19 protein-coding genes are annotated in these 24,206 nt (G+C 72.1%); 8 read left to right on the forward strand and 11 right to left on the reverse strand.

What is annotated here, in order from left to right:
* Nucleotides 1–66: 66 nt before the first annotated feature.
* Entirely contained in the window at nt 67–1,971 is a 1,905-nt protein-coding gene (gene typA / locus ABZ951_RS22270) for a translational GTPase TypA (protein ID WP_344094726.1), read from the reverse strand.
* 152 nt (nt 1,972–2,123) lie between these two features.
* A complete protein-coding gene (locus ABZ951_RS22275; protein ID WP_344094724.1) occupies nt 2,124–4,028 on the reverse strand; it encodes an ABC transporter family substrate-binding protein in 1,905 nt (634 codons plus the stop codon).
* A gap of 297 nt (nt 4,029–4,325) precedes the next feature.
* On the opposite strand from ABZ951_RS22275, the gene ABZ951_RS22280 reads away from it, so the two are divergent.
* The 5 genes from ABZ951_RS22280 (at nt 4,326) to ABZ951_RS22300 (ending at nt 10,373) form a co-directional block, all read left to right on the forward strand.
* A complete protein-coding gene (locus tag ABZ951_RS22280) occupies nt 4,326–4,610 on the forward strand; it encodes a hypothetical protein (protein ID WP_344094722.1) in 285 nt (94 codons plus the stop codon).
* 82 nt (nt 4,611–4,692) lie between these two features.
* A complete protein-coding gene (locus tag ABZ951_RS22285; protein ID WP_344094720.1) occupies nt 4,693–5,535 on the forward strand; it encodes a hypothetical protein in 843 nt (280 codons plus the stop codon).
* 16 nt (nt 5,536–5,551) lie between these two features.
* Nucleotides 5,552–7,519 carry a fumarate reductase/succinate dehydrogenase flavoprotein subunit gene (locus ABZ951_RS22290; RefSeq protein WP_344094718.1) on the forward strand — a complete coding sequence of 656 codons (1,968 nt, stop codon included), beginning with the start codon at nt 5,552–5,554 and terminating at the stop codon, nt 7,517–7,519.
* Complete coding sequence (locus ABZ951_RS22295; RefSeq protein WP_344094716.1) at nt 7,516–8,283, forward strand: succinate dehydrogenase/fumarate reductase iron-sulfur subunit; 768 nt, start codon at nt 7,516–7,518, stop codon at nt 8,281–8,283. Before ABZ951_RS22290 ends, ABZ951_RS22295 begins: the two co-directional genes overlap by 4 nt.
* Nucleotides 8,284–8,360: 77 nt before the next feature.
* Nucleotides 8,361–10,373 (forward strand): TPM domain-containing protein, encoded by a 2,013-nt coding sequence (locus ABZ951_RS22300; protein WP_361280521.1) that lies wholly within the window; start codon nt 8,361–8,363, stop codon nt 10,371–10,373.
* Nucleotides 10,374–10,648: 275 nt separating this feature from the next.
* On the opposite strand, the gene ABZ951_RS22305 is transcribed toward ABZ951_RS22300, so the two are convergent.
* The 6 genes from ABZ951_RS22305 to ABZ951_RS22330 form a co-directional block, all read right to left on the reverse strand.
* On the reverse strand, nt 10,649–13,168 hold the full coding sequence (locus ABZ951_RS22305) for a SpoIIE family protein phosphatase (RefSeq protein WP_344095560.1): 2,520 nt from the start codon (nt 13,166–13,168) through the stop codon (nt 10,649–10,651).
* A gap of 191 nt (nt 13,169–13,359) precedes the next feature.
* Nucleotides 13,360–13,779, reverse strand: a complete 420-nt coding sequence (locus ABZ951_RS22310; protein ID WP_344095556.1) for an ATP-binding protein — start codon at nt 13,777–13,779, stop codon at nt 13,360–13,362.
* Between the two features lie 133 nt (nt 13,780–13,912).
* Entirely contained in the window at nt 13,913–14,362 is a 450-nt protein-coding gene (locus ABZ951_RS22315; RefSeq protein WP_344095554.1) for a (deoxy)nucleoside triphosphate pyrophosphohydrolase, read from the reverse strand.
* Nucleotides 14,363–14,432: 70 nt separating this feature from the next.
* Nucleotides 14,433–14,615 carry an SPOR domain-containing protein gene (locus ABZ951_RS22320; RefSeq protein ID WP_344095552.1) on the reverse strand — a complete coding sequence of 61 codons (183 nt, stop codon included), beginning with the start codon at nt 14,613–14,615 and terminating at the stop codon, nt 14,433–14,435.
* Between the two features lie 272 nt (nt 14,616–14,887).
* Entirely contained in the window at nt 14,888–16,540 is a 1,653-nt protein-coding gene (locus ABZ951_RS22325; RefSeq protein WP_344095550.1) for an APC family permease, read from the reverse strand.
* 270 nt (nt 16,541–16,810) lie between these two features.
* Nucleotides 16,811–17,563, reverse strand: coding sequence for a GntR family transcriptional regulator (locus tag ABZ951_RS22330; RefSeq protein ID WP_344095558.1), 753 nt, complete (start codon nt 17,561–17,563; stop codon nt 16,811–16,813).
* A 410-nt stretch (nt 17,564–17,973) separates the two neighbouring features.
* Here ABZ951_RS22330 and ABZ951_RS22335 point away from each other — a divergent pair, with 410 nt between their 5' ends.
* Nucleotides 17,974–18,870: an alpha/beta hydrolase gene (locus ABZ951_RS22335; RefSeq protein WP_344095548.1), complete on the forward strand. Its 897-nt coding sequence runs from the start codon at nt 17,974–17,976 to the stop codon at nt 18,868–18,870.
* A gap of 72 nt (nt 18,871–18,942) precedes the next feature.
* Here the strand turns inward: ABZ951_RS22335 and ychF are convergent, their stop codons facing one another.
* Nucleotides 18,943–20,031, reverse strand: a complete 1,089-nt coding sequence (gene ychF / locus ABZ951_RS22340) for a redox-regulated ATPase YchF (RefSeq protein WP_344095546.1) — start codon at nt 20,029–20,031, stop codon at nt 18,943–18,945.
* Nucleotides 20,032–20,262: 231 nt separating this feature from the next.
* Here ychF and ABZ951_RS22345 point away from each other — a divergent pair, with 231 nt between their 5' ends.
* Nucleotides 20,263–20,859, forward strand: coding sequence for a DUF6542 domain-containing protein (locus ABZ951_RS22345; RefSeq protein ID WP_344095544.1), 597 nt, complete (start codon nt 20,263–20,265; stop codon nt 20,857–20,859).
* On the opposite strand, the gene ppgK is transcribed toward ABZ951_RS22345, so the two are convergent.
* Both ppgK and ABZ951_RS22355 read right to left on the reverse strand, forming a co-directional pair.
* Nucleotides 20,756–21,520, reverse strand: coding sequence for a polyphosphate--glucose phosphotransferase (gene ppgK, locus ABZ951_RS22350; RefSeq protein ID WP_344095542.1), 765 nt, complete (start codon nt 21,518–21,520; stop codon nt 20,756–20,758). The genes ABZ951_RS22345 and ppgK overlap by 104 nt on opposite strands.
* Nucleotides 21,521–21,604: 84 nt before the next feature.
* Nucleotides 21,605–22,615: a 4-hydroxy-3-methylbut-2-enyl diphosphate reductase gene (locus ABZ951_RS22355; RefSeq protein ID WP_344095540.1), complete on the reverse strand. Its 1,011-nt coding sequence runs from the start codon at nt 22,613–22,615 to the stop codon at nt 21,605–21,607.
* Nucleotides 22,616–22,758: 143 nt separating this feature from the next.
* Here ABZ951_RS22355 and ABZ951_RS22360 point away from each other — a divergent pair, with 143 nt between their 5' ends.
* On the forward strand, nt 22,759–24,135 hold the full coding sequence (locus tag ABZ951_RS22360; protein WP_361280526.1) for an APC family permease: 1,377 nt from the start codon (nt 22,759–22,761) through the stop codon (nt 24,133–24,135).
* Nucleotides 24,136–24,206: the final 71 nt, after the last annotated feature.

Raw genomic sequence — 24,206 nt, forward strand, 5'->3', positions numbered from 1 at the left:
GGGAAAGTGGCGATACCGGGCCTCGGCCGGCGGTGCGGAGCCCGCGGGCGGGCTCCCGTCAGACCGTCAGCGCTTCGCGCGGGAAGCCGTGCGGCCGCGCTCCTTCTGGTCCAGGACGACCTTGCGGATGCGGACGGCCTCCGGGGTCACCTCGACGCACTCGTCGTCGCGGCAGAACTCCAGGGACTGCTCCAGCGACAGCTTGCGCGGCGGGACGATCGCCTCGAAGGAGTCGGCGGAGGAGGAGCGCATGTTGGTGAGCTTCTTCTCCTTGGTGATGTTGACGTCCATGTCGTCGGCGCGGGAGTTCTCGCCGACGATCATGCCCTCGTACACCTCGGTGCCCGGGTCGGTGAAGAGCACGCCGCGCTCCTGGAGGTTCGTCATCGCGAAGGCGGTGACGGCACCGGCGCGGTCGGCGACCAGGGAGCCGTTGTTACGGGTCTTCAGCTCGCCGAACCACGGCTCGTGGCCCTCGTGGATGGAGTGGGCGATGCCGGTGCCGCGGGTGTTCGTCAGGAACTCCGTGCGGAAGCCGATGAGGCCGCGGGACGGGACGACGAACTCCATGCGGACCCAGCCGGAGCCGTGGTTGGACATGTTGTCCATCCGGCCCTTGCGGGTGCCCATGAGCTGCGTGACCGCGCCCATGTGCTCCTCGGGCACGTCCACCGTGAGGCGCTCGACCGGCTCGTAGGTCTTGCCGTCGACCTGCTTGGTGACGACCTGCGGCTTGCCGATGGTCATCTCGAAGCCCTCGCGGCGCATCTGCTCGACCAGGATGGCCAGCGCCAGCTCACCGCGGCCCTGCACCTCCCAGGCGTCGGGGCGCTCGGTGTCCAGGACGCGCAGCGAGACGTTGCCGATCAGCTCGCGGTCCAGGCGGTCCTTGACCTGGCGGGCGGTGACCTTGCGGTCCTTGACCGCGGACTTGGCCTCCGCGCCCTTGCCCGTGCCGCCGCGGCCGACCAGCGGCGAGGTGTTGGTGCCGATGGTCATGGAGATCGCCGGCTCGTCGACCGTGATCAGCGGCAGCGCGATCGGGTTCTCCGGGTCGGCCAGGGTCTCGCCGATCATGATGTCGGGAATACCGGCGACGGCGCAGATGTCACCCGGGCCGGCCACCTCGGCGGGCTTGCGGGTGAGGGCCTCCGTCATCATCAGCTCGGTGATGCGGACGTTGGAGACCGTGCCGTCACGCTTGATCCACGCGACGGTCTGGCCCTTGCGCAGCTCGCCCTGCTCGACGCGGAGCAGCGCGATGCGGCCGAGGAAGTTGTCGGCGTCGAGGTTGGTGACGTGGGCCTGGAGCGGCGCGTCGTCCTCGAACGTCGGGGCCGGGACGTGCTCCAGGATGGTGGAGAAGAACGGCTCCAGGTTGGTGCTGTCCGCGGGGACGGTGCCGTCCTCCGGCTTGGTCAGCGAGGCGATGCCGTCACGGCCGCAGGCGTAGACGATCGGGAACTCGATCTGGTCCTCGTCGGCGTCCAGGTCGAGGAAGAGGTCGTACGTCTCGTTGACGACCTCGTCGATGCGGGAGTCCGGGCGGTCGGTCTTGTTGATGCACAGGATGACCGGCAGCCGCTTGGCGAGGGCCTTGCGCAGCACGAAGCGGGTCTGCGGCAGCGGGCCCTCGGAGGCGTCGACGAGCAGCACGACCGCGTCCACCATCGACAGACCGCGCTCGACCTCGCCACCGAAGTCGGCGTGGCCGGGGGTGTCGATGATGTTGATCGTGATCGGGTCACCACCGTCCTTCGGGTGGTACTTGACCGCGGTGTTCTTGGCCAGGATCGTGATGCCCTTCTCACGCTCCAGGTCGTTGCTGTCCATCATGCGGTCGTCGAGGGACTCGGCGGCGTGCGCGGCGAAGGCGCCGGCCTGCTTGAGCATGGCGTCGACGATGGTCGTCTTGCCGTGGTCGACGTGGGCGACGATGGCGACGTTACGAATGTCGTGGCGGGTGGGCATACTAGCGGCGCTTCTCCCGGAATCGTGGGTGGCGGCGCGTACGGTCCGGCACGCGCGCCCGCCGGGCAGATCACGCCGCGGCCACTGTCCATGGTACGGGGCAACGCCGACTTCGGCCGCCCCAGGCTGCTCGCACCGGCTCTGACCTGCGATTACTTCCGGAAGCCCAGGTCCTGATAGCGGGGTGAGGCCATCCCGAAGGCCCCGGCGTTGACCACCGTGGCCCGGACCGCCACCAGCTCGGGGCGCTGGTAGAGCGGGATCGAACCGGCCGCCGCCCAGATCCGGGCGTCCGCCCGCCCGACGAGATCGCGGGAAACGTCGGCGTCCAGCTCCGTGGACGCCTGCTCGAAGAGCTGGTCGATCTGGTCGGTGCCCACCCGGGTGTAGTTCTGCTCCACCAGCAGCGAGCCGTCGGCGGCGGGCTGGGGCTTGGCGAAGACGGGCCGGGCGTCGGCGGCCGGGAAGGCGGTGGCGGGCCAGGAGTAGAGGGCGAGGTCGAAGGCGCCGGCGGCGATGTGGTCCTTGAAGAAGCCGGCGTCGGCGACCTTGCTGATCTCCGTGTGGATGCCGACGGTGTCGAGGCGGCGGGCGATGCGCTCGCCCACGGCCCGCAGGGGCTCGGCCCCGGAGCCCTCCGGCAGGACGAACCGCAGCGTCAGCTGCTTGCCGTCCTTCATCCGCACCGGGGCGAGGGCCGCCTTGCCCCCGCTGTCGGCCTTCTGATCGGCCCCGGCCGCCTTGGCCGGCGCCGGGTTCCTGGTGGTGGCGCCGCGTCCCGGCCCCTTCTCCCGCCAGCCCGCGTCCGCGAGCAGTGCCCGGGCCGCCTTGGCGTCCGGGCCGCCGATGGCGTCGCTGTTGTCCTCGTAGCCGGGCTGGCCGGCCATGAAGAGGTGGCTGCCGAGCGGCTCGGCCGGCAGGCCCAGCGGCTTCAGCACGGCCGCGGCGAGGTCCTCGCGGTCGATGGCCCGGGCCACGGCGCGGCGGACGCGTTCGTCCGCCAGGGGGCCGGAGGCGCCGTTGAGGGCGAGGTGGGTGTAGGCGGGCTCCAGGGATCTGCGGACGGCCAGGCCGCGCAGGGCGGGGTCGGGGGCCGGCTGCTTCGGGGCGGCCGTCCGCTCCCCTTCCCTCTTCTGCGCCTTGTCCGCCGTCTGCTTCTTCACCGGCTTGTTCGCCGCCGTGATGCGCTCCGCCACGGCCGGGGTGACGTCGGCGAGGTCGAGCTCGCCGCCGGCCAGGGCGGCGGCCCGCTCCTCCCGGGGCACCGCCCGCAGCACGAGCTGGTCGAGCTTGGCCCGCTCACCCCACCACTTCGGGTCGCGGACGAGCGTCAGGGTGCCCTCCCCGTTGTCGCGCGCCCCGACGCGGAAGGGCCCGGCGGAGAGCTTCAGCTCGTTGCGGGCGCCGTCGTTGAAGCCGTCCGGGCTGCCCATGACGGATTTCGGGTACAGCGGGGTGAAGAGCGAGGGCCAGTCCGCGAAGGACTTGGCGAAGGTGACCTTGACCTCCTGGGCGTTCGCGCCCTGCTCGACGCGGTCGATCCGGTCGTAGCCGGCGTTGCGGGCCGTCCAGTAGGCGCTGTCCCGGCCGCGCAGGGCGTTCCACTGGGCCTGGAAGTCGGCGGCCGTCAGGGCGCTGCCGTCGCTCCAGACGGCCCGGGGGTTGAGCTTGTAGAGGACGACCTGCCGCGGCTGGCGCTGGACGACCTCGGCGGCGCTCAGGTAGTCGGCGTCGCGCTGCGGGCGGCCGCGTTCGTCCTGGGTGAAGAGGGTGGGCAGGACGGCCCCGGCGACCCGCTGGGTGGCGGCGTCGGCGTCGGCCTGGAAGGTGTTCAAGGTGGCGGGCAGGGCGTCCACCGCCCAGCGCAGGGTGCCCTTGTCGGCGACCGCGGCGCGGGGGGCGGCGGCGATGTCCGGCGGTGCGGCGCTGCCCCCGGCCTCGTCCCCGCCGCCCAGGCCGCAGCCGGCGAGGAGGGGCAGCGGCAGCAGGACACCCGCGGCGAGCAGGGCGGCGGAGCGGCGCCGGGGGGACCGCGTGCGCGTCGGATGAGGAGCCATGGGTGTACCTCCGCCGGACTGGGCTGGCTGCCGGAACGTTCGTTCGGCGTAATGCGCCGCAAATCGCATCTACTGCCGAGCAGTAGATGCGACCGGAGTGACGAAGGCGCGCCGACACGGCGCCGGGGGAACCCATCCCACCCACGTGGACGAACGTTTCAGCAGCCTCCGGCGCGCGCCGGTCGCCCTCCCGCGAATGGACGATCGCTATCTTCCCCCGGAGGGGTGTGACGCGCGACACTCTCAGTCGCATCAGCGCCACCCGCAACCGCCGACCGCGGAAGTGAGGGCAGAACCATGTCCCTGAACGACGAAGTGACGGCAGTTCAGCGCTGTCTGGACGAGCTGGGCCGGGCACTCGGCCGCCTCGAGTCGCACCTGGGCGACCGGGATCTGGAGCTGCGCCGGATCCGCACCGACGCCGCTCATCTGCGCGAGAGCGTCACCCTGCTGCGTGACGCGCACCCCGTGGAGCGGCCCCGCCCGGAGGTGGTGCGGATCCCCGACGCCCCTTACGACGCCTCGCTGTGGAAGGGCGCCGACGAGGAGGGGCTCGGCGCCTGCGACCGCCGCGCTCCCTGAGGGCCCCGGGCAGCGCGGCAGCCAGGCGCCCCCCTTCCGACGCCCCTCCGACTCCCCTCTCACTCCTCCTCCGGAGTCCCCCTTGGCCACTGGTACCGACCCCGAAGCCACCGCCGACCCCGAAGCCGGGGCCGCGCGAGGCGTCCACCACCCCTCGCGCGCCGCGATCCCCGTCCGGCACCTGCGCGCCGACCGCTGGTGGCTGTCGCCGGCCGTCACCGCCGCCGGACTGTTCGCCTTCGTCGTCTACTCGACCTGGCGGGCCTTCGCCAACGCCGACTACTACGCCGCCCCGTACGTCTCGCCGTTCTACTCGCCCTGCCTCGCGGAGAACTGCGTCCCGATGCGCGACGGCGCGGACTGGGAGCTCTTCGGCTCCTGGTGGGGGCTGTCCCCCGCGCTGCTGATCCTGATCTTCCCGCTGGGCTTCCGGCTGACCTGCTACTACTACCGCAAGGCGTACTACCGGGGCTTCTGGGCCTCGCCCCCGGCCTGCGCGGTCGCCGAGCCGCACAAGAAGTACACCGGCGAGACCCGCTTCCCGCTGGTCCTGCAGAACATCCACCGGTACTTCTTCTACTTCGCGGTGATCGTCGCCGGGATCCTGACGTACGACGCGGTCCTGGGCTTCCGCGACGAGAACGGCGCGTGGGGCCACATGGGTCTGGGCACCCTGGTCTTCCTCGTCAACATCGCCCTGATCTGGGCGTACACCCTCTCCTGTCACTCCTGTCGCCATATCGTCGGCGGCCGGATCCGCACCTTCTCCAAGCATCCGGTGCGCTACCGCATGTGGGGCTGGGTCAGCGCGCTCAACGCCCGTCACATGCTGCTCGCCTGGGCGTCGCTGATCAGCGTCGCGGTGGCCGACTTCTATGTCTATCTGGTCGCCAGTGGCGCCTTCGACGATCCGCGCTTTTTCTAGGAGAGGGGCATTCCCTATGTCGCACACGGCCCGACAGGCGTGGGACGTGGTCGTGATCGGTGCCGGCGGTGCGGGGCTGCGGGCCGCCATCGAGGCCCGGGAGCAGGGCCTGCGCTGCGCCGTGATCTGCAAATCGCTGTTCGGCAAGGCCCATACGGTCATGGCCGAGGGCGGCATCGCCGCCAGCATGGGCAACGTCAACGAGGGTGACAACTGGCAGGTCCACTTCCGCGACACCATGCGGGGCGGCAAGTTCCTCAACCAGTGGCGGATGGCGGAGCTGCACGCCCGGGAGGCCCCGGACCGGGTCTGGGAGCTGGAGACCTGGGGCGCGCTCTTCGACCGCACGGCCGACGGGCGGATCTCGCAGCGCAACTTCGGCGGGCACGAGTACCCCCGGCTGGCGCATGTCGGCGACCGCACGGGGCTGGAGCTGATCCGCACCCTCCAGCAGAAGATCGTCTCCCTCCAGCAGGAGGACCACCGCGAGTTCGGCGACCACGAGGCCCGGCTGAAGGTCTTCCAGGAGTTCACGGTCACCCGGCTGCTGAAGACGGCCACGGACGGCGGCGCGGGCGGGCGGATCTCGGGTGTCTTCGGCTACGAGCGCGAGTCCGGCCGGTTCTTCGCCTTCGACGCCCCGGCCGTGGTGCTGGCCACCGGAGGCATCGGCAAGTCGTTCAAGGTGACGTCGAACTCCTGGGAGTACACCGGGGACGGGCACGCGCTCGCGCTGCTGGCGGGGGCGTCGCTGATCAATATGGAGTTCGTGCAGTTCCACCCCACGGGCATGGTCTGGCCGCCGTCCGTCAAGGGCATCCTGGTCACCGAGTCCGTCCGCGGCGACGGCGGGGTGCTGCGCAACAGCGACGGCAAGCGGTTCATGTTCGACTACGTCCCGGACGTCTTCAAGGAGAAGTACGCGGAGTCCGAGGCGGAGGGTGACCGCTGGTACAAGGACCCGGACCACAACCGCCGGCCGCCCGAGCTGCTGCCGCGCGACGAAGTGGCCCGCGCGATCAACTCCGAGGTCAAGGCGGGCCGCGGCAGTCCGCACGGCGGGGTGTTCCTGGACATCTCCAGCCGGCTGCCCGCCGAGGAGGTCCGCCGCCGGCTCCCCTCCATGTACCACCAGTTCAAGGAGCTGGCGGACGTGGACATCACCGCCGAGCCGATGGAGGTCGGCCCCACCTGCCACTACGTGATGGGCGGCGTGGACGTCGACCCGGACACGGCCGCGGCCGTCGGGGTGCCCGGCCTCTTCGCGGCCGGCGAGGTCGCCGGCGGGATGCACGGCTCCAACCGGCTGGGCGGCAATTCCCTCTCCGACCTGCTCGTCTTCGGCCGGCGGGCCGGCCTGTACGCGGCCCGGTACGCGGCCGGCGTCGCCGCCGAGGGCGGCACCCGGCCCCTCGTCGCGGAGGCCGACCTCGCGGCGGCCGAGGCGGAGGCACTGCGCCCGTTCGGCGTCGAGGGCGGCGACCCGGCCGTCTCCCGGGGGCCGGCCGAGAACCCGTACGCGCTCCACCAGGAGCTCCAGCAGTCCATGAACGACCTGGTGGGCATCATCCGCAAGGGCCCCGAGATGGAGGAGGCCCTGCGGCGGCTGTCCGCGCTGCGCGGCCGGTCCCGGCGGGCGGGGGTGGAGGGGCACCGCCAGTTCAACCCCGGCTGGCACCTGGCCATCGACCTGCGGAACATGCTGCTGGTCAGCGAGTGCGTGGCGCGGGCGGCCCTGGAGCGCACGGAGAGCCGGGGCGGGCACACGCGGGACGACCACCCGGGGATGGACCGGCAGTGGCGGCAGCTCAATCTCGTCTGCCGGCTGGCGGAGGAGAGCACCGGGCCGGCCGTGGCGGATCCGGCGCTGGGCCGGATCAGGGTGGAGCGGCGCGCGATGCCGCCGATCCGCCACGACCTGCTGGCGCTCTTCGAGAAGGACGAGCTGGTGAAGTACTTGACCGACGAGGAGCTGACGACGTGAGCTACGACGCCCACTTCAAGGTATGGCGGGGCGACGCGGACGGCGGCGGCCTGGTCGACTACACCGTCGCCGTCAACGAGGGCGAAGTCGTCCTCGACGTCATCCACCGCCTGCAGGCCACCGAGGCCGCCGACCTCGCCGTGCGGTGGAACTGCAAGGCCGGCAAGTGCGGCTCCTGCAGCGCGGAGATCAACGGCAGGCCGCGGCTGATGTGCATGACCCGGATGTCGGTCTTCGACCCCGCGGCGACGGTGACGGTCACCCCGATGCGGGCCTTCCCCGTGGTCCGGGACCTGGTGACGGACGTGTCCTTCAACTACGCCAAGGCCCGGGAGGTCCCGGCGTTCGTGCCGCCGCCCGGGGTGGCGGCGGGCGAGTACCGGATGCGGCAGGAGGACGTGAACCGCTCCCAGGAGTTCCGCAAGTGCATCGAGTGCTTCCTGTGTCAGGACACCTGCCACGTGGTACGTGATCACGAGGAGAACAAGCCCGCCTTCGCCGGCCCCCGCTTCCTCATGCGCGTCGCCGAGCTGGACATGCACCCGCTGGACGCCGCCGAGGGAGCGGGCCTCGACCGCAAGCGGACGGCGCAGGACGAGCACGGCCTGGGCTACTGCAACATCACCAAGTGCTGCACGGAGGTCTGCCCGGAAGGCATCAAGATCACCGACAATGCGCTGATCCCCCTCAAGGAGCGGGCCGCCGACCGCAAGTACGACCCGCTGGTCTGGCTCGGCAGCAAAATCCGCCGCCGGGGGGCGTAGCGGAGCGCGAACACGGTCCGTATATGCCCCCGAGCCCCCGGTAGCGAGTCGGGCACTACCGCCATACGCTCCCAAATGTGACGCAGCTTGCGAGGCGGTACGGGCCGGGGGCGCCGGGCTGGGCCATGGTCAGGGCCCCGCTCGGCGGGGCCGCCGCGCTCGTCGCCGTGTGCGTCCTGCTGCTCCCGGCCCACCGGGCCCGCGCCGACACCCCCCTCGATCTGGACACCGGAGGCCGGATCACCGACACCGTGGGCGCGCTCGGGCAGCGGCGGCACCAGGTGGCCGTCGCCCTCGAGCGGCTCCACGCCGGCCACCACCTCCAGCTCTACGTCACCTACGTCCGGGACTTCTCCGGCCGTGCCGGGCGCGACTGGGCCAACGCCACCGCGGACCGCAACGGCCTCGGGCCGCGGGACGTCCTGCTCGCCATCGCCACGCACCGGCAGCAGTACGCGGTCTCCGCCGCCAAGGACTCCGGGTTCCGCGCCGCCCAGCTCAAGGACGTCGCCACCACCGCCATCGCACCCGCGGTCGCCCAGCACGACTGGGCGGGCGCGGCCATCGGCGCCGCCGACGGCTACGGGGCCGTCCTGCGGGGCGAGCCCGTCCGGCCCCCCGCCATCTCGCCCGGTGACAGGGACCCCGGTGCCGACGGGCTCGTACCGGGCCACCGGCGGATCTGGCTGCCGGTCGCCGTGGCCGTGCTGGCCTGCCTGACCGGCCTGTACCTCTACGCGCGCCGGGCCGCCGGCCGCCGGGCGGCCCGGCGGCGGCCCGTCGTCGCCACCACGACACCGCCCGGCCTCGCCCGGATGGCGCAGCCGCTCACGCCCCTGCCCGAGCTGGACGCGGAAGCCGCCCGGACCCTCGTCGAGACGGACGACGCGGTCCGCACCAGCGCCGAGGAACTGCTCTTCGCCACGGCCCAGCTGGGCAAGGAACCGGTGCGGCCCTTCGCCGAGGCCGTCGCCTACGCGAGGAGCGAGCTGGACGACGCCTTCCGGCTGCGGCAGCAGCTGGACGACAGCCCGTACGAGGACGAGGACATCCGCCGGCGCACGCTGGACGAGATCTGCTCCCACTGCACCAGCGCCAACCGGCGGCTGGACGCGGAGTCCGCGGCCTTCGACCGGCTGCGGGGGCTCAGAGCCAACGCGGCCGGCATCCTGGCCCACGCCGAGGCCGCGGCCGCCTCGCTCACGCTCCGCGCCGACACCGCCGAGGCCGCGCTCGCCGCGCTCGCCGGCTGCTGCGCCGCCACCGCCCTGGCCCAGGTCGCCCGCCACCCGGACGAGGCCCGCGACCGTCTCGCCTTCGCCACCACCGGCCTGGCCGAGGCCCGCCGCGCCCTCGCCGGAGGCGACGGCGACAGCGCAGTGATCTCCTTGCGCGCCGCCGAAGGGGCACTCTCCCAGGCCCGCACCCTCACCACCGCAGCCCTGCGCCGCGCCCACGAGCTCACGGGGACGGCGGCCCGGCTGCGGGCCGCCCTGGCGGACGCCGAGGCGGGCCTGGCGGCGGCACGGGACGCGGCCGGGCCCGGGGACGAGCAGCGGGTGGCGGCCGCCGGGCGGGCCCTGGCCGAGGCCCGGCGGGAGGCGGCGGGCGGACGGTGCGACCCCCGGGCGGTGCTGCGCCGGGTGGAGGACGCGGCGGCCTCGCTCGACGCCATCGCCGGGGGCCGCGCCGACGAGCGGCGGGCCCGGCGGCGGGTGGAGCGGGCGGTGCCGGCCGCGCGGGGCGAGGTGGCGGCGGCCCGGGACTTCATCGGCACCCACCGGGGGGCCGTCGGCTGCCGGGCCCGCACCCGGCTGGCCGAGGCCGAGCGCCACCTGGCACTGGCCCGCGCCCTGCCGGCGGCGGAGGGCCCGGCGATCCTGGCGGCCACGGGCCACGCGGACTCCCTGGCCCGCCAGGCCCGCGCCCTGGCCGAGCACGACGTGGCCGACTATGCGGCCCCCTACGACCCGGAGACCCCCCGCCAGGCCAGGGCCCTGGGTGGCGCCCTCCTGGGCGGCATCATCGTGGCGGGCCTCCTCCCGGCGACGTTCGGCGGCGGGGCGACACGGGGGCGGCTGGCGGGCTGAGGCGGGGGGGGGCGGTGCGCTGACCGCGCGGCGGTGTCCTCAAGCTCCCGCAGTTACCCCTGGAGGTGCCCCCAGGAGGTGCCCCCGGACGGGCTGGTGTGGGCTGAGCTCAGCCACATCAGCCCGTCCGGCGTTTGAGGACGCGCCCGCAGGGCGCTCGCCGCCGCAGGCGGCAACGACAGACCCGCAGCCGAAGACCTGCCGGGCGGGCCCTGGGCTGACGGTCACGTCGACGGTGGTTGCTGCGGGCGGCGGCAGCCGGCCGGCCCCGGCCGTCAGTACAGGCTCATCAGTGCCTCCACCGCATCCGGGGCGGGCGCGTCGCCGTCCGGGAGGGCCAGTTCGAACCAGACCGTCTTGCCCAACGGCGTCCGCCGGCTGCCCCAGGCCGCGCTGAGCAGGCCGACCAGCTGCAGGCCCCGGCCGCCCTCGTCCGTGTCGCGGGCCCGGCGGCGGCGCGGCTGGACCAGGCCGCCGTCCCAGACCTCGCACACCAGCGTGCGGTCCAGGAGCAGCCGGAGCCTGATCTCGCCCTCGCCGTACCGCAGGGCGTTGGTGACCAGCTCGCTGACCAGCAGCTCCGTGGTGTCCACCAGGCTCTCCAGGCCCCAGGCCACCAGCTGCTCCCGGGCCATCTCCCGCGCCCGGGCCACCGAGCGCGGCTCGGGCGGCAGCGTCCAGTCGCCGACGCAGTCGTCCGGCAGGCCCCGCAGCCGGGCCATGAGGAGGGCGATGTCGTCCTCGCCGTGGTGGGTGTCCAGGGCGTCCAGGACGTGGTCGCAGACGTCCTCCAGGGGCCGTGCCGGGTCGTCGAGGGCGTCGCGGAATGCCTGGAGCCCCTCGTCGAGGGGGTGGTCACGGGACTCGACGAGGCCGTCGGTGTAGAGGGCGAACAGCGCGCCGTCCGGCAGGTCGACGACCGTCTCCTCGAAGGGCTCGCCCCCGACGCCCAGCGGCATCCCGGGCGGCACGTCCAGCAGCATCGCCGGCTCGCCGGCCTCGACCAGGACGGGCGGCAGGTGACCGGCGTTGGCGACCGTGCACCGGCGGGTGACGGGGTCGTACACGGCGTAGACGCAGGTCGCCAGGTAGACCTCGGAGAGGTCGGCGGCCCGCACCCCGCCCCGGACCCCGCGCGACGCGGACTGCTTGCCGCCGGGTCGGCCGAGGCCGTGGGCGATCTCGTCCAGCGCGGAGAGCACCTCGGCCGGCTCCAGGTCGAGCATGGCCAGGGTCCGCACGGCGGTCCGCAGTTCGCCCATGGCGACCGCCGCCCGCAGGCCGCGGCCCATGACGTCGCCGACGACGAGGGCCGTGCGGTGGCCGGGCAGCTCGATGACGTCGAACCAGTCGCCGCCGACCTCGGTGGCCGCGTTGGCGGGCAGGTAGCGGCAGGCGATGTCGAGCCCGGCGGCGTCGGGGTCGCCGGGGGGCAGCAGGCTGCGCTGGAGGATCAGGGCGCGCTCGTGCTCGCGCCGGTAGAGCCGGGCGTTGTCGATGCAGACCGCCGCCCGCGCGGCCAGTTCGACGGCCAGGGCGGTGTCGCGCTCGCCGAAGGGCTCGCTGCCCTTGGTGCGGGAGAACTGGGCCAGCCCCACCACCGTGTCCCGGGCGACCATCGGCACCGCGAGCGTGGACTGGACGACGGCGCCCAGCTCGGGCCCCTCCTCGCGCTCCCGGCGCGGGACGACCTGCACCTGGGCGGTGCGCAGGGCACCCGCGCACGGCGAGTGGAAGGGGTAGCGGTGCACCTCGCCGACCTGGATCGGCTTGTCGTCGCCGTCCACGGGCGCTCCGGAGACGGCGCTGGCGTAGGCGACGCGGCGCAGCTCACCGCTGCCGTCGGCGAGCCCGGGCGGCGCCTCGTCACCGGCGAGCAGGCCCTGGTAGAGGTCGACGGAGGCGAGGTCGCAGAACTGCGGGACGGCGACGTCGAGCAGCTCCCGCGCGGTGGTCTCCAGGTCCAGGGAGTTGCCGATGCGGGCCCCGGCCTCGTTCAGCAGCGCCAGGTTGCGGCGGACGCCCGCCGCTTCCCGCTCCGCGCGGCGCCGCCCGGTGACGTCGGTGGCGAGGGCGGCCACGCCGATCGGCCGCCCGCTGCCGCTGTGCAGCCGGTACAGGGACACCGACCAGCGACGACGCTCGCTCTGCCCCGGCACGGGCCCCACGAGCTGGATGTCGGAGACCGGTTTTCCGCTGTCGAGGACCTGGCGCAGCGCGGCCGTCAGGCGGTCGGCCTCGCTGCGCGGCAGGAAGTCGTGCGGGGTGCGGCCGCGGTGCCAGGCGGCGGGCCGTCCGAAGGTCTGGGCGAAGCTCTCGTTGACGCGCAGGAGCGTGAGGTCCGTGCCGAAGAAGAAGAAACCCAGCGGAGATTGGCCGAAAACGGCTTCGGAGGCGGCGATGTCGGTCTCTATGGCCCGCAGTGCCCGGACGTCGACGGCGACGCAGAGCGCCGCGCGCTCCCCGTGGTCGTTCTCGGTGGGCATCACGTAGATCTCGGCGAGGCCCGGCTGCCGTTCGCCCCGCTGGTAGGGGACGATGCCGGTCCACTCCCGGCCGTCGAGGCCGCCCTCGCCGAGGAAGGGGGCCCCGGTCAGGGGCGTTCCCGGCCGGGGGCGCGCACCGGCGGGGGCGAAGATCTCCAGGGGGTCCTTGCCGACGGCGTGCCGAGCCGCTATTCCGAAGAGCTCGGCCGCGCGCTCGCTCCACTGCTCGATGCGCCCGTCGGCGCCGAGGGAGAAAGAGGCCACGCGAATGTAGTCGTAGAGGGATCCGGGCGGGCTGTTCTGCCACAGTGCCGTGACATCCGTTCCCTCCGGCGTACCGCTCGCCGTACCCGCTGGCTTTTCGCTCACGTGCCCGTCCCCTCCGGCTCATGTGCTCGCACCGGCATCAGAAGGCCGAGTATCCAGCACAGGGGCCCTTCGGAACACGGACTTCACGATCACAGCACGGTCTCGACCCGCTATGTCTCCTCACCGGGTTCCTAACCGGGCAGGCTCAGCTCGAACCACACGGTCTTGCCGGTGTTGCCCCGGCGGGTTCCCCAGCGGAGGGAGGCGCATGCCACCAATTGCAGGCCCCGCCCGCCCTCGTCGTCGGGCTCGGCGACACGTTCGGTGGGCGGATCGGGCAGCGGATCGGAGACTTCCACCAGGAGGGTGGGGCCGGCGTGCGAGTACATCCGTACGCCGATGGGCCCGCTGGCGTACCGCAGGGAGTTGGTGACCAGCTCGCTGACCAGCAGGACCGTCACATCGGTGACCGCGGTCAGCCCCCATTCCTCCAGGGTGTCGCGCACCAGGGCGCGCGCGGTCCGTACGGCACCGGGTTCGGCGGGGAAGCTCCACTCGGCGAAGCCGGGGGGCCATGCCAGGGTCCCTGCGCTGTCGCTCACGCCGACCACTTCCCAGACCGCTGCGGCCCCGTCGGGTTTGCCCGAGTAAGGGGAGAATAATCAGCACATACCCGGTCCGACGGGCCGACTATCTTCTTTGGTGGTCCCCAGTCGTCAGCTGTGACACGTATGGCGTAGCCGGTCAGCGACGTGAGCGGGGTTCACACCGGCCGGCCGGGGCGTCCGGGCCGGCCGGCGCTCCGGCGAGCAGGCGCGCGGCCGCCGCCACCGCGGGGCGGTCCTGGTCGAGCCAGTCGACCTCGTCCACCCGCTCGGGGGTGAGCCAGCGCAGTTCGTCGTGGTCCTGGAGCGGGCGGGCCTCACCGCTGAGCAGCCGCGCCGTCCACACCTGGAGCACATAGGGCGGCCGCAGGGGCCACTCCCCGCCGATCCGCTCCAGGGGCCGGACCTCCACGCCGAGCTCCTCGCGCAGCTCCCGCACCAGCGCCTGCTCGGCGCTCTCGCCGGGCTCGACCTTGCCCCCGGGGAGCTCCCAGCGGCCGGCGAGCTCCGGCGGCGCGCTGCGCCGGGCGGCCAGCAGCCGCCCCCGGTCGAACACCGCTCCGCCCACCACTACCCGCGCCGTCGTCATGACCGGCAGCTTAGGGCGTGTCTTACGAACCGGACCGGCGCGGGCCACGGCGGGCTCGCGGGGCCGCAGCTCACGTGACGGCGCGTCCGACCCGCTCGACTATGTAGTGGTGCCGGCGGCCGCTGATGCCGAGGCGGTCCACCACCTGCTCGGCCTCGGTCTTGGTGGCGTATCGCCCGACGCGGTAGCGGTTGCCGTTGTCGTCCTGGCGGATCACCAGCCAGGGCAGGATCGGTCCGCCGCTGTCAGTCATCGCCCCTGCCCTCCCGGCGGCACCCGCACCGGCGCACGCCCTTTGGCATTTCCCGGAGAAACCGCAGTCCGCATATGCCTGAGCGTACGCCCGACCTTTACGCAGCGGATACGGTTTCTTACAAAGAGGCACGCATTTGGCCACGCTGTGCTCCCTCGGGGCGCCCCGCGCCGCCTTGGGGGCCGGTGCGCTCCCGAACGCGCCGCAGGGGGCGGCCACGGCGCCGGTCCGGCACCTGTGGTCGCCCCCTGCGGGGTGTCTGCGTCCTGCGGTCACGCCTTGGAGAGCGGGGCCGCCTCGGCTTCCGCGGCGGCCTCGTCGGCCGCCTCCTGCTCCATCTCCTTCTCGACCGCCACCAGCGAGGGGTTGCGCCACGCGCTGCGCACGCCCCACACGTAGAAGACGAGGGCGATCACGGCGACCACGGCGACGTCCCAGCCGGGGGCCAGGTAGCCCTTGCCGCCGAACTCCGTGCCGCCGGCCCACGACACGAACGCCATGACCAGCAGGTAGGCGACCACCCAGGCACCGGCCAGCAGGTGCGGCTTGAGCACGGCCCACGGCTTGCGCAGTTCGTACCAGGCCCACACCGGCAGCCCGACGGCCATGATCAGGATGACCTTGCCGGTGAGCGGCCAGCGGCCCCAGTACAGGACGAGCGAGCCGAAGACCATGGCGATGGGCGCGATGACGGGCATGGCCCGCAGCTTGACCGGGCGCTTGAGGCCCGGGGATATGCGGCGCAGCGACATCACGGCGACGGGGCCGGTGATGTAGGAGATGACCGTCGCGACGGAGACGATCTCGGCGAGCGAGCCCCAGCCGCGGAAGACCGCCAGGAACATGAAGGCCACGGCGAGGTTGAGCAGCAGCGCGGGGCGCGGCACGCCGGTCTTCGGGTCGACCTTGCCGAAGACGCCCGGCAGGTGGCCGTTCTCCTGCACGCCGTGGATCATGCGCGAGGTGGTGGCGGCGTAGATCATGCCGGTGCCGGACGGGGAGATGAAGGCGTCCGCGTACAGCAGCATCGCGAGCCAGTTCAGGCCCCAGGCCAGCGAGAGGTCGGCCAGCGGGGAGTCGTAGCCGAGGTTCACCCAGCCGCCCGCCTCGGAGAGGTCGGCGGCGGGGACGGCCATCAGGAAGGCGAGCTGCAGCGCGACGTAGATGACGAGCGCGATCAGGATCGAGCCGATGACGGCCTTGGGGAGCGACTTGCCGGGATTGCGCGCCTCACCCGCCATGTTCAGCGGGGACTGGAAGCCGTTGTAGGCCCAGACGATGCCGGAGACGGCGACGGCGGTGAAGACCGCGCTCCAGCCGTTCGGGGTGAAGCCGCCGTGGTCCTTGACGTTGCTGGTGTCGAAGTGCGCCATCATCAGCGCGCCCGCGGTCAGGATCGGGACGACGACCTTGAAGACCGTGATGGCGTTGTTGGTCTTCGCGAAAAGGGTGATCGCGAACCAGTTGAGGAAGAAGTAGAAGACGAGCAGGACGCTGGCGACCGCCACTCCGGTGCCGGTCAGCTCCTTGCCGTCGTACAGGCCGTGCGCCCAGCTGAAGTCCCAGGAGCTCATGTACTGGACGGAGGCGGTGGCCTCACCGGGGATGACGGAGACGATCGCGATCCAGTTGGCCCAGGCCGCGAGGTAGCCGGCGAGCGAGCCGTGCGAGTACTGGCCGTAGCGGACCATGCCGCCGGCCTTGGGGAACATCGCCCCGAGCTCGCTGTAGGTGAGGGCGATGGTCAGCGCGACGACCGCACCGATCACCCAGGCGACGATCGCCGCGGGACCGGCGATGGCCGCGGCCCGTTCGGCGCCGAAGAGCCATCCGGAGCCGATGATCGACCCGAGGCCGACGGCCGTCAGGGCTACCGGACCGAGGGTCCGGCGGTAATTGGAGTGGGAACCCTGCTCGGTACTCAAACCCCGGATCTCCTTTGCTTTCTACTCCCTCATGGGCAGGACACAAACCGCGCCATCCTACGAGCGATTTGGACGATCACATTCCGCGAAAAGCCCTTGACCTGGGCGTATGTGAGTTTTGCAACAGAAAAACCCGCCCTGTCATAACACGACAGAGCGGGGCGAACTACGCAGTTCCTACTCGTGGGTACCGATCATCGAAGGGGGTTCCCCCGGCCGAAAGCCCTTCCTTCCGGCCGGGGTCGCGCAGTGTTCATCCAGCCGACACGACTACTTCACCGGCAGGTGATAAGCGATCCGGTAGCGCTCGGCGAGGACGACGACATCGGCCGTCTCGACCGGGCAGCCGCCGGCGAAGTACGTCCGCGAGACGACGACCACGAAATGACCCGGCACCCCACCGAGCGCCAGGACCTCCTCCGCGAGGCCGGGACGGGCGCTGACCTCCTCGGCGACGTTGTCCACGATGAGGTCGATGGCGGCCATCCGCTCGACCACGCCGCGCCCGGCCAGCGGGCCCTCCTCGGGCAGCATCACGGGCGTCCGCCCCGTGAGGGCCAGCGGCTCCCAGGAGGTGGAGAGCATCACCGGCTCACCGCCGGCGCGGAAGAGGTAGTCGGTGCGCATCGCCCGGTCGCCGGTGGCGATCCGCAGCCGGCGCGCCACACCGGCGTCCGCCGCCACCTGCTCGCTGCGCGACTCCCAGGTGCCCTTGACCCGGCTGTCGGCCTGCTCCTGGCGGAAGGGCGTGGACTCACCCGCCGTGCGGTAGCCCGTGCGGGCCAGGGCGCGCGGCACCGGCTGCTCGCGCACATAGGTACCGGAGCCGGACCGCCCCTCGACGAGCCCTTCGGCCATCAGGACCTTGCGGGCCTCCAGGGCGACGGTGTCCGAGACGCCGTACTGCTCCCGGATCCGGGCTTGCGAGGGGAGGCGGGTGTGCGGCGGGAGTTCGCCTGCGACGATCTTCTGCCGAAGATCACCGGCGACTCGGAGGTATGCGGGCTGGTCACCGAAGGCCACGGCCACTCCCAACAGGTTGACAGTCCGCAACAGCTTGGCAACCCTCTGTCGCCATCCGCAACTAAAGGCCAACGATTCGCTAGATGTAGTGAATTGCAGTTCAGGGACGCGTGACCGCCGAAACGTCCGCAAAGGCGGTGAGCATCAGTCGCCGACGCCTCCGCAATTATGCGCCGCGCGCTCACCGAGCGGTATACGACCTCATCACTCACTGTGACGACCTCCTCAAGAAAACCGCCGACGCCCGACGTGGCGGCCGTCACAGCCCGAGCGGTCTGGATCTTGCTAACGTCGCCCCAGTCACACAGTTGGATGTTCAAACCCACTCAGGTCGGCCGAATCGCCACCTCTCCGGAATGCGGCCTCGGTCCGGCTTCGCCACGGAACAGCTCATTCGAGGGGGACGCGCCATGTCGCGGAACGCAAATGATCAGGACGCCGAGCTCGCGGCGTCGCTGGACGGCGACTTCAGCAGTGAGTACGCGGACGTCAACGGCGTCCGGCTGCACTACGTGACCGGTGGCCACGGCGAGCCGCTGGTGCTGCTGCCCGGCTGGCCCGAGACCTGGTGGGAGTACCGCAAGGTCATGCCCGCCCTGGCGGCCCGCTACCGGGTGATCGCCGTGGACATCCGCGGCATGGGCGGATCGGGCAAGCCCGAGTCCGGCTTCGACAAGAAGAATATGGCCCGGGACATCCACGAGCTGGCCCGCCACCTCGGCCACGGCAAGATCAATATCGCCGGCCACGGCATCGGGGCCATGGTCGCGTTCGCCTTCGCGAACAACCACCCCGAGGCCACGGAGAAGGTGGCGATCCTCAACACCACCCACATCGACGAGAGCTACTACGACTTCCCCATGGTCCCGCGCCCCGGCGACAAGGGCCCCCACCGCTGGTGGCTCGCCTTCCACCAGGTGCGCGAACTCCCGGAGCAGCTCCTCGCCGACGGCAGGTACCGCCACCTGATCGACTACATGTTCGGCCTCAGCCTGGTGAACCCCGAGGCGATCACCTCGTACGACCGGGACGTCTACGCGCGGGCGTACTCCTCACCGGAGGCGATCCGCGCGAGCCAGAGCTGGTTCCAGGCGTACCAACAGGACATCGAGGACTTCAAGAGCTACGGCAAGGTCTCCGCGCCGATGCTGGGCCTGGCCTACGGCACGTTCTTCGAGTACATGGAGAAGGTCCTCCCCACCCAGGGCACGGACGTCCGCATGGCGGAGATCAAGGAGACCCGCAACTACTTGGTGGAGGAACAGCCGGAGGCGGTGGCACGCGAACTCCTGGCGTTCTTCGGCTGAGCGGACGGGAGCCCGGAACGCGAAAGGCCCGCCGCCCCGGCATACGGGGGCGGCGGGCCTTTCGCTGTGGCGTCAGACGTTAAAGCGGAACTCCACCACGTCCCCGTCCGCCATCACATAGTCCTTGCCCTCCATGCGCGCCTTGCCCGCCGCGCGGGCCTCCGCTACGGAGCCGGTGGCGACCAGGTCGTCGAAGGAGATCACCTCGGCCTTGATGAAGCCCTTCTGGAAGTCGGTGTGGATGACACCGGCCGCCTCGGGGGCCGTGGCGCCCTTCTTGATGGTCCAGGCGCGGGTTTCCTTCGGGCCGGCCGTCAGGTAGGTCTGCAGGCCCAGGGTGGCGAAGCCGACGCGGCCCAGGGTGGCGAGGCCCGGCTCCTCCTGGCCCATGGACTGGAGGAGCTCCAGCGCCTCGTCGTCGTCCAGCTCGATCAGCTCGGACTCGATCTTCGCGTTGAGGAAGATGGCCTCGGCCGGGGCGACCAGGGCGCGCTGCTCGTTCTTGAAGTCCTCGTCGACCAGTTCGTCCTCGTCGACGTTGAAGACGTAGAGGAACGGCTTGGTGGTCAGCAGGTGCAGCTCGTGCAGGAGGTCACCGCGCTCGGTGCCCTTGGTGATGCCCGCGGAGAACAGGGTCTGGCCGGACTCCAGGATCTCCTTCGCCGCCTCGACGGCGGCGAGGACGGCGACCTTCTCCTTCTGGAGGCGGGACTCCTTGGTCAGGCGCGGGACGGCCTTCTCCACGGACTGGAGGTCCGCGAGGATCAGCTCGGTGTTGATGGTCTCGATGTCGTCCTTGGGCGAGACCTTGCCGTCGACGTGGACGACGTTCTCGTCCTTGAAGGCGCGGATGACCTGGCAGATCGCGTCGGACTCACGGATGTTCGCGAGGAACTTGTTGCCCAGGCCCTCGCCCTCGGAGGCGCCGCGCACGATGCCGGCGATGTCGACGAAGTCGACCGTGGCCGGGAGGATCTTCTGCGAGTTGAAGATCTCGGCCAGCTTCTGCAGGCGGGGGTCGGGGACGCCGACGACGCCGACATTGGGCTCGATGGTGGCGAACGGGTAGTTGGCCGCCAGCACGTCGTTCTTGGTCAGGGCGTTGAACAGGGTCGACTTGCCGACATTCGGCAGACCGACGATTCCGATCGTGAGCGACACGTGGCGACTTCCCGTAGCGAGATTCCCGGGGGAGGTCGACGGCAGGTCGGCCGACGCCATCCCCGGGAAGGGTGTAAAGGGTCCGCGGCCCACGGCGGGCCGGTCATCCAGTCTACGGGTCCCCGCCCCGCGACCGCCCCGGGCGGACTATCAGTCGAACGCGCGCCCAAGGTGGCTCAAACGGCGTGTCCAACGACGGATTCCTCCCGGTTCTCGACCTACTTTGGTCGGGTGGAGCAACCGAGCACGCGTATCCCCCAGCGCAAGGTCCGCCGTGCGACCCCCGTGCCCAGGCCCGCCACCCCCGTGGGGCCCGGCGAGAGCGCGGCGGTCTACCGGGCCGGGCGCGCCTCCCCGCCGCTGCGGGCACTCGGCCGCGGGCCGCGGCTGACCGGGCTCGGCGCGGGGCTGCTCACCACGCTGTGGATGCTCGCCGTCGGCGCCCTGATCGACTCCATGGGCGGCTCCGGCACCGCCTACGGGGCGTTCTTCCTCTTCGCGTCGGTGATCTGCGCCCTGTGGGTGCGGCCGGCCGACCTGGTGACGGCGCCGGTGACCGCGCCCATCGCCTTCGCGGCGGGCGCGGTCCCCCTCACCGGCGGTTCCGGCGGCCTCGCCGGGCACGCCATGGGGCTGGTGACGCTGCTGTCCCTGAACGCGGGATGGCTCTACTCCGGCACCCTGCTGGCCGCCCTGGTCGCCCTGATCCGCCGGATCGCGCTGATCAAGCGGCGGGCCCGGGAGCGGACCCGGCAGCGGCGGCGGCCATCGCGGCCCCCACGATCCCCGCGTTGTTCTGAAGACGAGCGGGCACGATCTCGGCGCTGATGCCCTTGATCAGCGGCAGGAACTTCTCCGCCTTGCGGCTGACCCCGCCGCCGATCACCATCAGCTCGGGCGAGAAGAGCATCTCCACGTGCGCGAGGTACCGCTGCACCCGGCGGGCCCAGTGCTGCCAGCTCAGGTCCTCGTCCTCCTTGACCCGGGTCGAGGCGCGCTTCTCCGCGTCATGGCCGCCCAGCTCCAGATGGCCCAGCTCGGTGTTGGGCACGAGCTTGCCGTCGGTGAAGACGGCGCTGCCGATGCCCGTACCGAAGGTGAGCACGACGACGGTGCCGCGCCGCCCGCGGCCCGCGCCGAAGTACATCTCGGCCAGACCGGCGGCGTCGGCGTCGTTGAGGAGGGTCACGGGGGACCCGATCCGCTCGCCGAGCAGCCGGGAGGCGTCCTGGCCCACCCACCCCTTGTCGACATTGGCGGCCGTGCGGATCGTGCCGCCGAGGACCACGCCGGGGAACGTCACCCCGATCGGCTTCCCGGCGTGACCGAAGTGCTCCACGACCTCCCGCACACAGTCCGCGACCGCGTCCGGGGTGGCCGGGCGCGGGGTGAGAACCTTGAACCGCTCCTCGGCCGGCTCGCCCCGCTCCAGATCCACCGGTGCGCCCTTGATGCCCGATCCGCCGATGTCCACGCCGAATACGTTCATGACGACCACGCTAAGGGGTGGCACCGGCGGACACCCCTCGGACGGCCGAGGAAGCCGGGAAAACGAAGGACAGGCGGCCTCGCCTCAGGCGCCGGCCCGGCCCTCCGCCGACGGGTCCGCCGCCGACAGGTCCGCCGCCTCGGCCCGCAGGTCCCGGCGGAGCTCCTTGGGCAGCGAGAAGGTGATGGACTCCTTGGCGGCGGTGATGGTCTCGACGTCGTCGTAGCCGCGCTCGGCGAGCCACTCCAGGACGCCCTCGACGAGGATCTCCGGCACCGAGGCGCCCGACGTCACACCGACCGTGCCGACGCCTTCGAGCCACGCCTCGTCGATCTCCTCCGCGAAGTCCACGAGGTGGGCGGCGCGGGCGCCCGCGCCGAGGGCCACCTCGACGAGGCGGACGGAGTTGGAGGAGTTCTTGGAACCCACCACGATCACCAGATCGGCGTCGGCGCCCATCTGCTTGACCGCGATCTGCCGGTTCTGCGTCGCGTAGCAGATGTCGTCGCTCGGCGGGCTGATCAGCTGCGGGAAGCGGCCCTTGAGGGCGTCGACGGTCTCCATCGTCTCGTCGACGGAGAGGGTGGTCTGGGAGAGCCAGACGACCTTGGACTCGTCGCGGACCGTCACGTTCTCCACGTCACCGGGGCCGTCGACCAGGGTGATGTGGTCCGGAGCCTCGCCGCTGGTGCCGATGACCTCCTCGTGGCCCTCGTGGCCGATGAGGAGGATGTCGTAATCGTCGTCGGCGAAGCGGACGGCTTCCTTGTGGACCTTGGTGACCAGGGGGCACGTCGCGTCGATGGTCGCGAGCTTGCCGCGCCGGGCCTCCTCGTGGACGACCGGGGCGACACCGTGCGCCGAGAAGATGACGATGTTGCCCTCGGGCACCTCGGCCGTCTCCTCGACGAAGATCGCGCCCTTCTTCTCCAGGGTCTTGACCACGTACTTGTTGTGCACGATCTCGTGGCGCACGTAGACAGGGGCCCCGTACTGCTCCAGGGCCTTCTCGACGGCGATCACTGCACGGTCCACACCCGCGCAGTAGCCACGGGGGGCGGCGAGCAGGACCTTGCGGGCGGTCGTAGAAGTCATGCCGTCCATCGTACGGGCCCCGCCGCGGTGATCCCTCTTGACCGGCACGGCTGCCGGAGCTGGGGCACGATGACCGCAGAGACCCGTCTGCACCCGTTAGTTCCCACCTGATCCCGTTCCGGTTCCCACCGAGGGAGGGGCCCATGGCGACACCACCCACCGGCGGCCGGGACGCGCTGCGCCGGACGCTGTCCTTCCGGGACCTGGTGGTCTACGGCCTGCTCTTCATCGCCCCGATGGCCCCGGTCGGCATCTTCGGCACGCTCGACGCCACGTCGCACGGCGCGGTCGCCCTCGTCTACCTCGTGGCGACCGTCGCGATGGCGTTCACCGCCTTCTCGTACGCCCAGATGGTGCGCGTCGCGCCCCGGGCGGGGTCGGTCTACACCTACGCGCGGGTGGGGCTCGGGGACGGGCCGGGGTTCGTCGCCGGGTGGATGGCGATGCTCGACTACCTGCTGATCCCCGCGGTCGCCTACCTCTTCTCCGGGATCGCGATGCACGCGCTCGTGCCCGCCGTCCCGCAGTGGGTGTGGACGGCCCTCGCCGTGGTCGTCACCACCGGGCTGAACCTGTGGGGCGTGCGGACCGCCGCGGCGGTGGGCTTCCTGGTGCTGATCATGGAGATCGCCGTCCTGCTGGTCTTCGTGGTGGCCGCGTCGGTGGCCCTCGCCACGGACGGCGCCCGCCGGGGCTGGCTCTCGCCGCTGAGCGGGGAGGGCGGGTTCTCCGCGGGCGCGGTGCTCACGGCCGTGTCGGTGGCCGTGCTGTCGTATCTGGGCTTCGACGCGATCGCCGCGTTCGCGGAGGAGGCCACCGGGGGCTCGGCGCGGGTCGCCCGCGCCGTGCTCACCTGCCTGGCGGCGGCGGGGGTGCTGTTCGTCCTGCAGACGTACCTGGCGTCGCTGCTGGCCCCCATGTCACCCGCGGAGCTGGCGGCGAAGCCGGGGAGCCAGGGTTCCGCGTTCTACGACACGGTCGACGCCTCGACGGGCACCTGGCTGCACGACCTGGTGGCCGCCAGCAAGGCGATCGGTGCCGCCTTCGCCGCCCTGGCCGGGCAGGCGGCCGCGGGCCGGCTGCTGTTCGCCATGGCCCGCGACCGCCGGCTGCCCCCGCTGCTGGCCAAGGTCGACCGGGGCTCCGGGGTGCCGCGCCCGGCGCTGCTGGGCGCGGCGGCGGTCACGCTGGTGGCGGCCGTGTGGGCGGCCCGGCGGGACGACGGCCTGGACCGGCTGGTGTCGGTGGTCGACGTCGGCGCCCTGGTCGCGTTCGGGCTGCTGCACCTGTCGGTGATCAGCTGGTTCGCCGTCCGCAAGCAGGGCGGCAGGCCGCGCCCGGTGCGGCACGTGGTGGTGCCGCTGCTGGGTCTGGCCGTGGTGATCGCCGTCCTGGTGAAGGCGTCGGCCGCGGCCCAGATCGTGGGCGGGGTGTGGCTGGCGGTGGGCCTGGCCGTCCTGGGGGCGCAGACGCTGCGCCGCGTGCCTGGCTGGCGGCACCCGGTTCATCGCGGGCGGTGAGGCGATCTACGGCACCGGCACCGGCACCACCGGGCGGTGCACGCTCGGCTTCAACGTCACCAAGGGCGGCA

The sequence above is a fragment of the Streptomyces sp. NPDC046215 genome (genome assembly GCF_040646215.1).
Lineage (GTDB): Bacteria > Actinomycetota > Actinomycetes > Streptomycetales > Streptomycetaceae > Streptomyces > Streptomyces stramineus.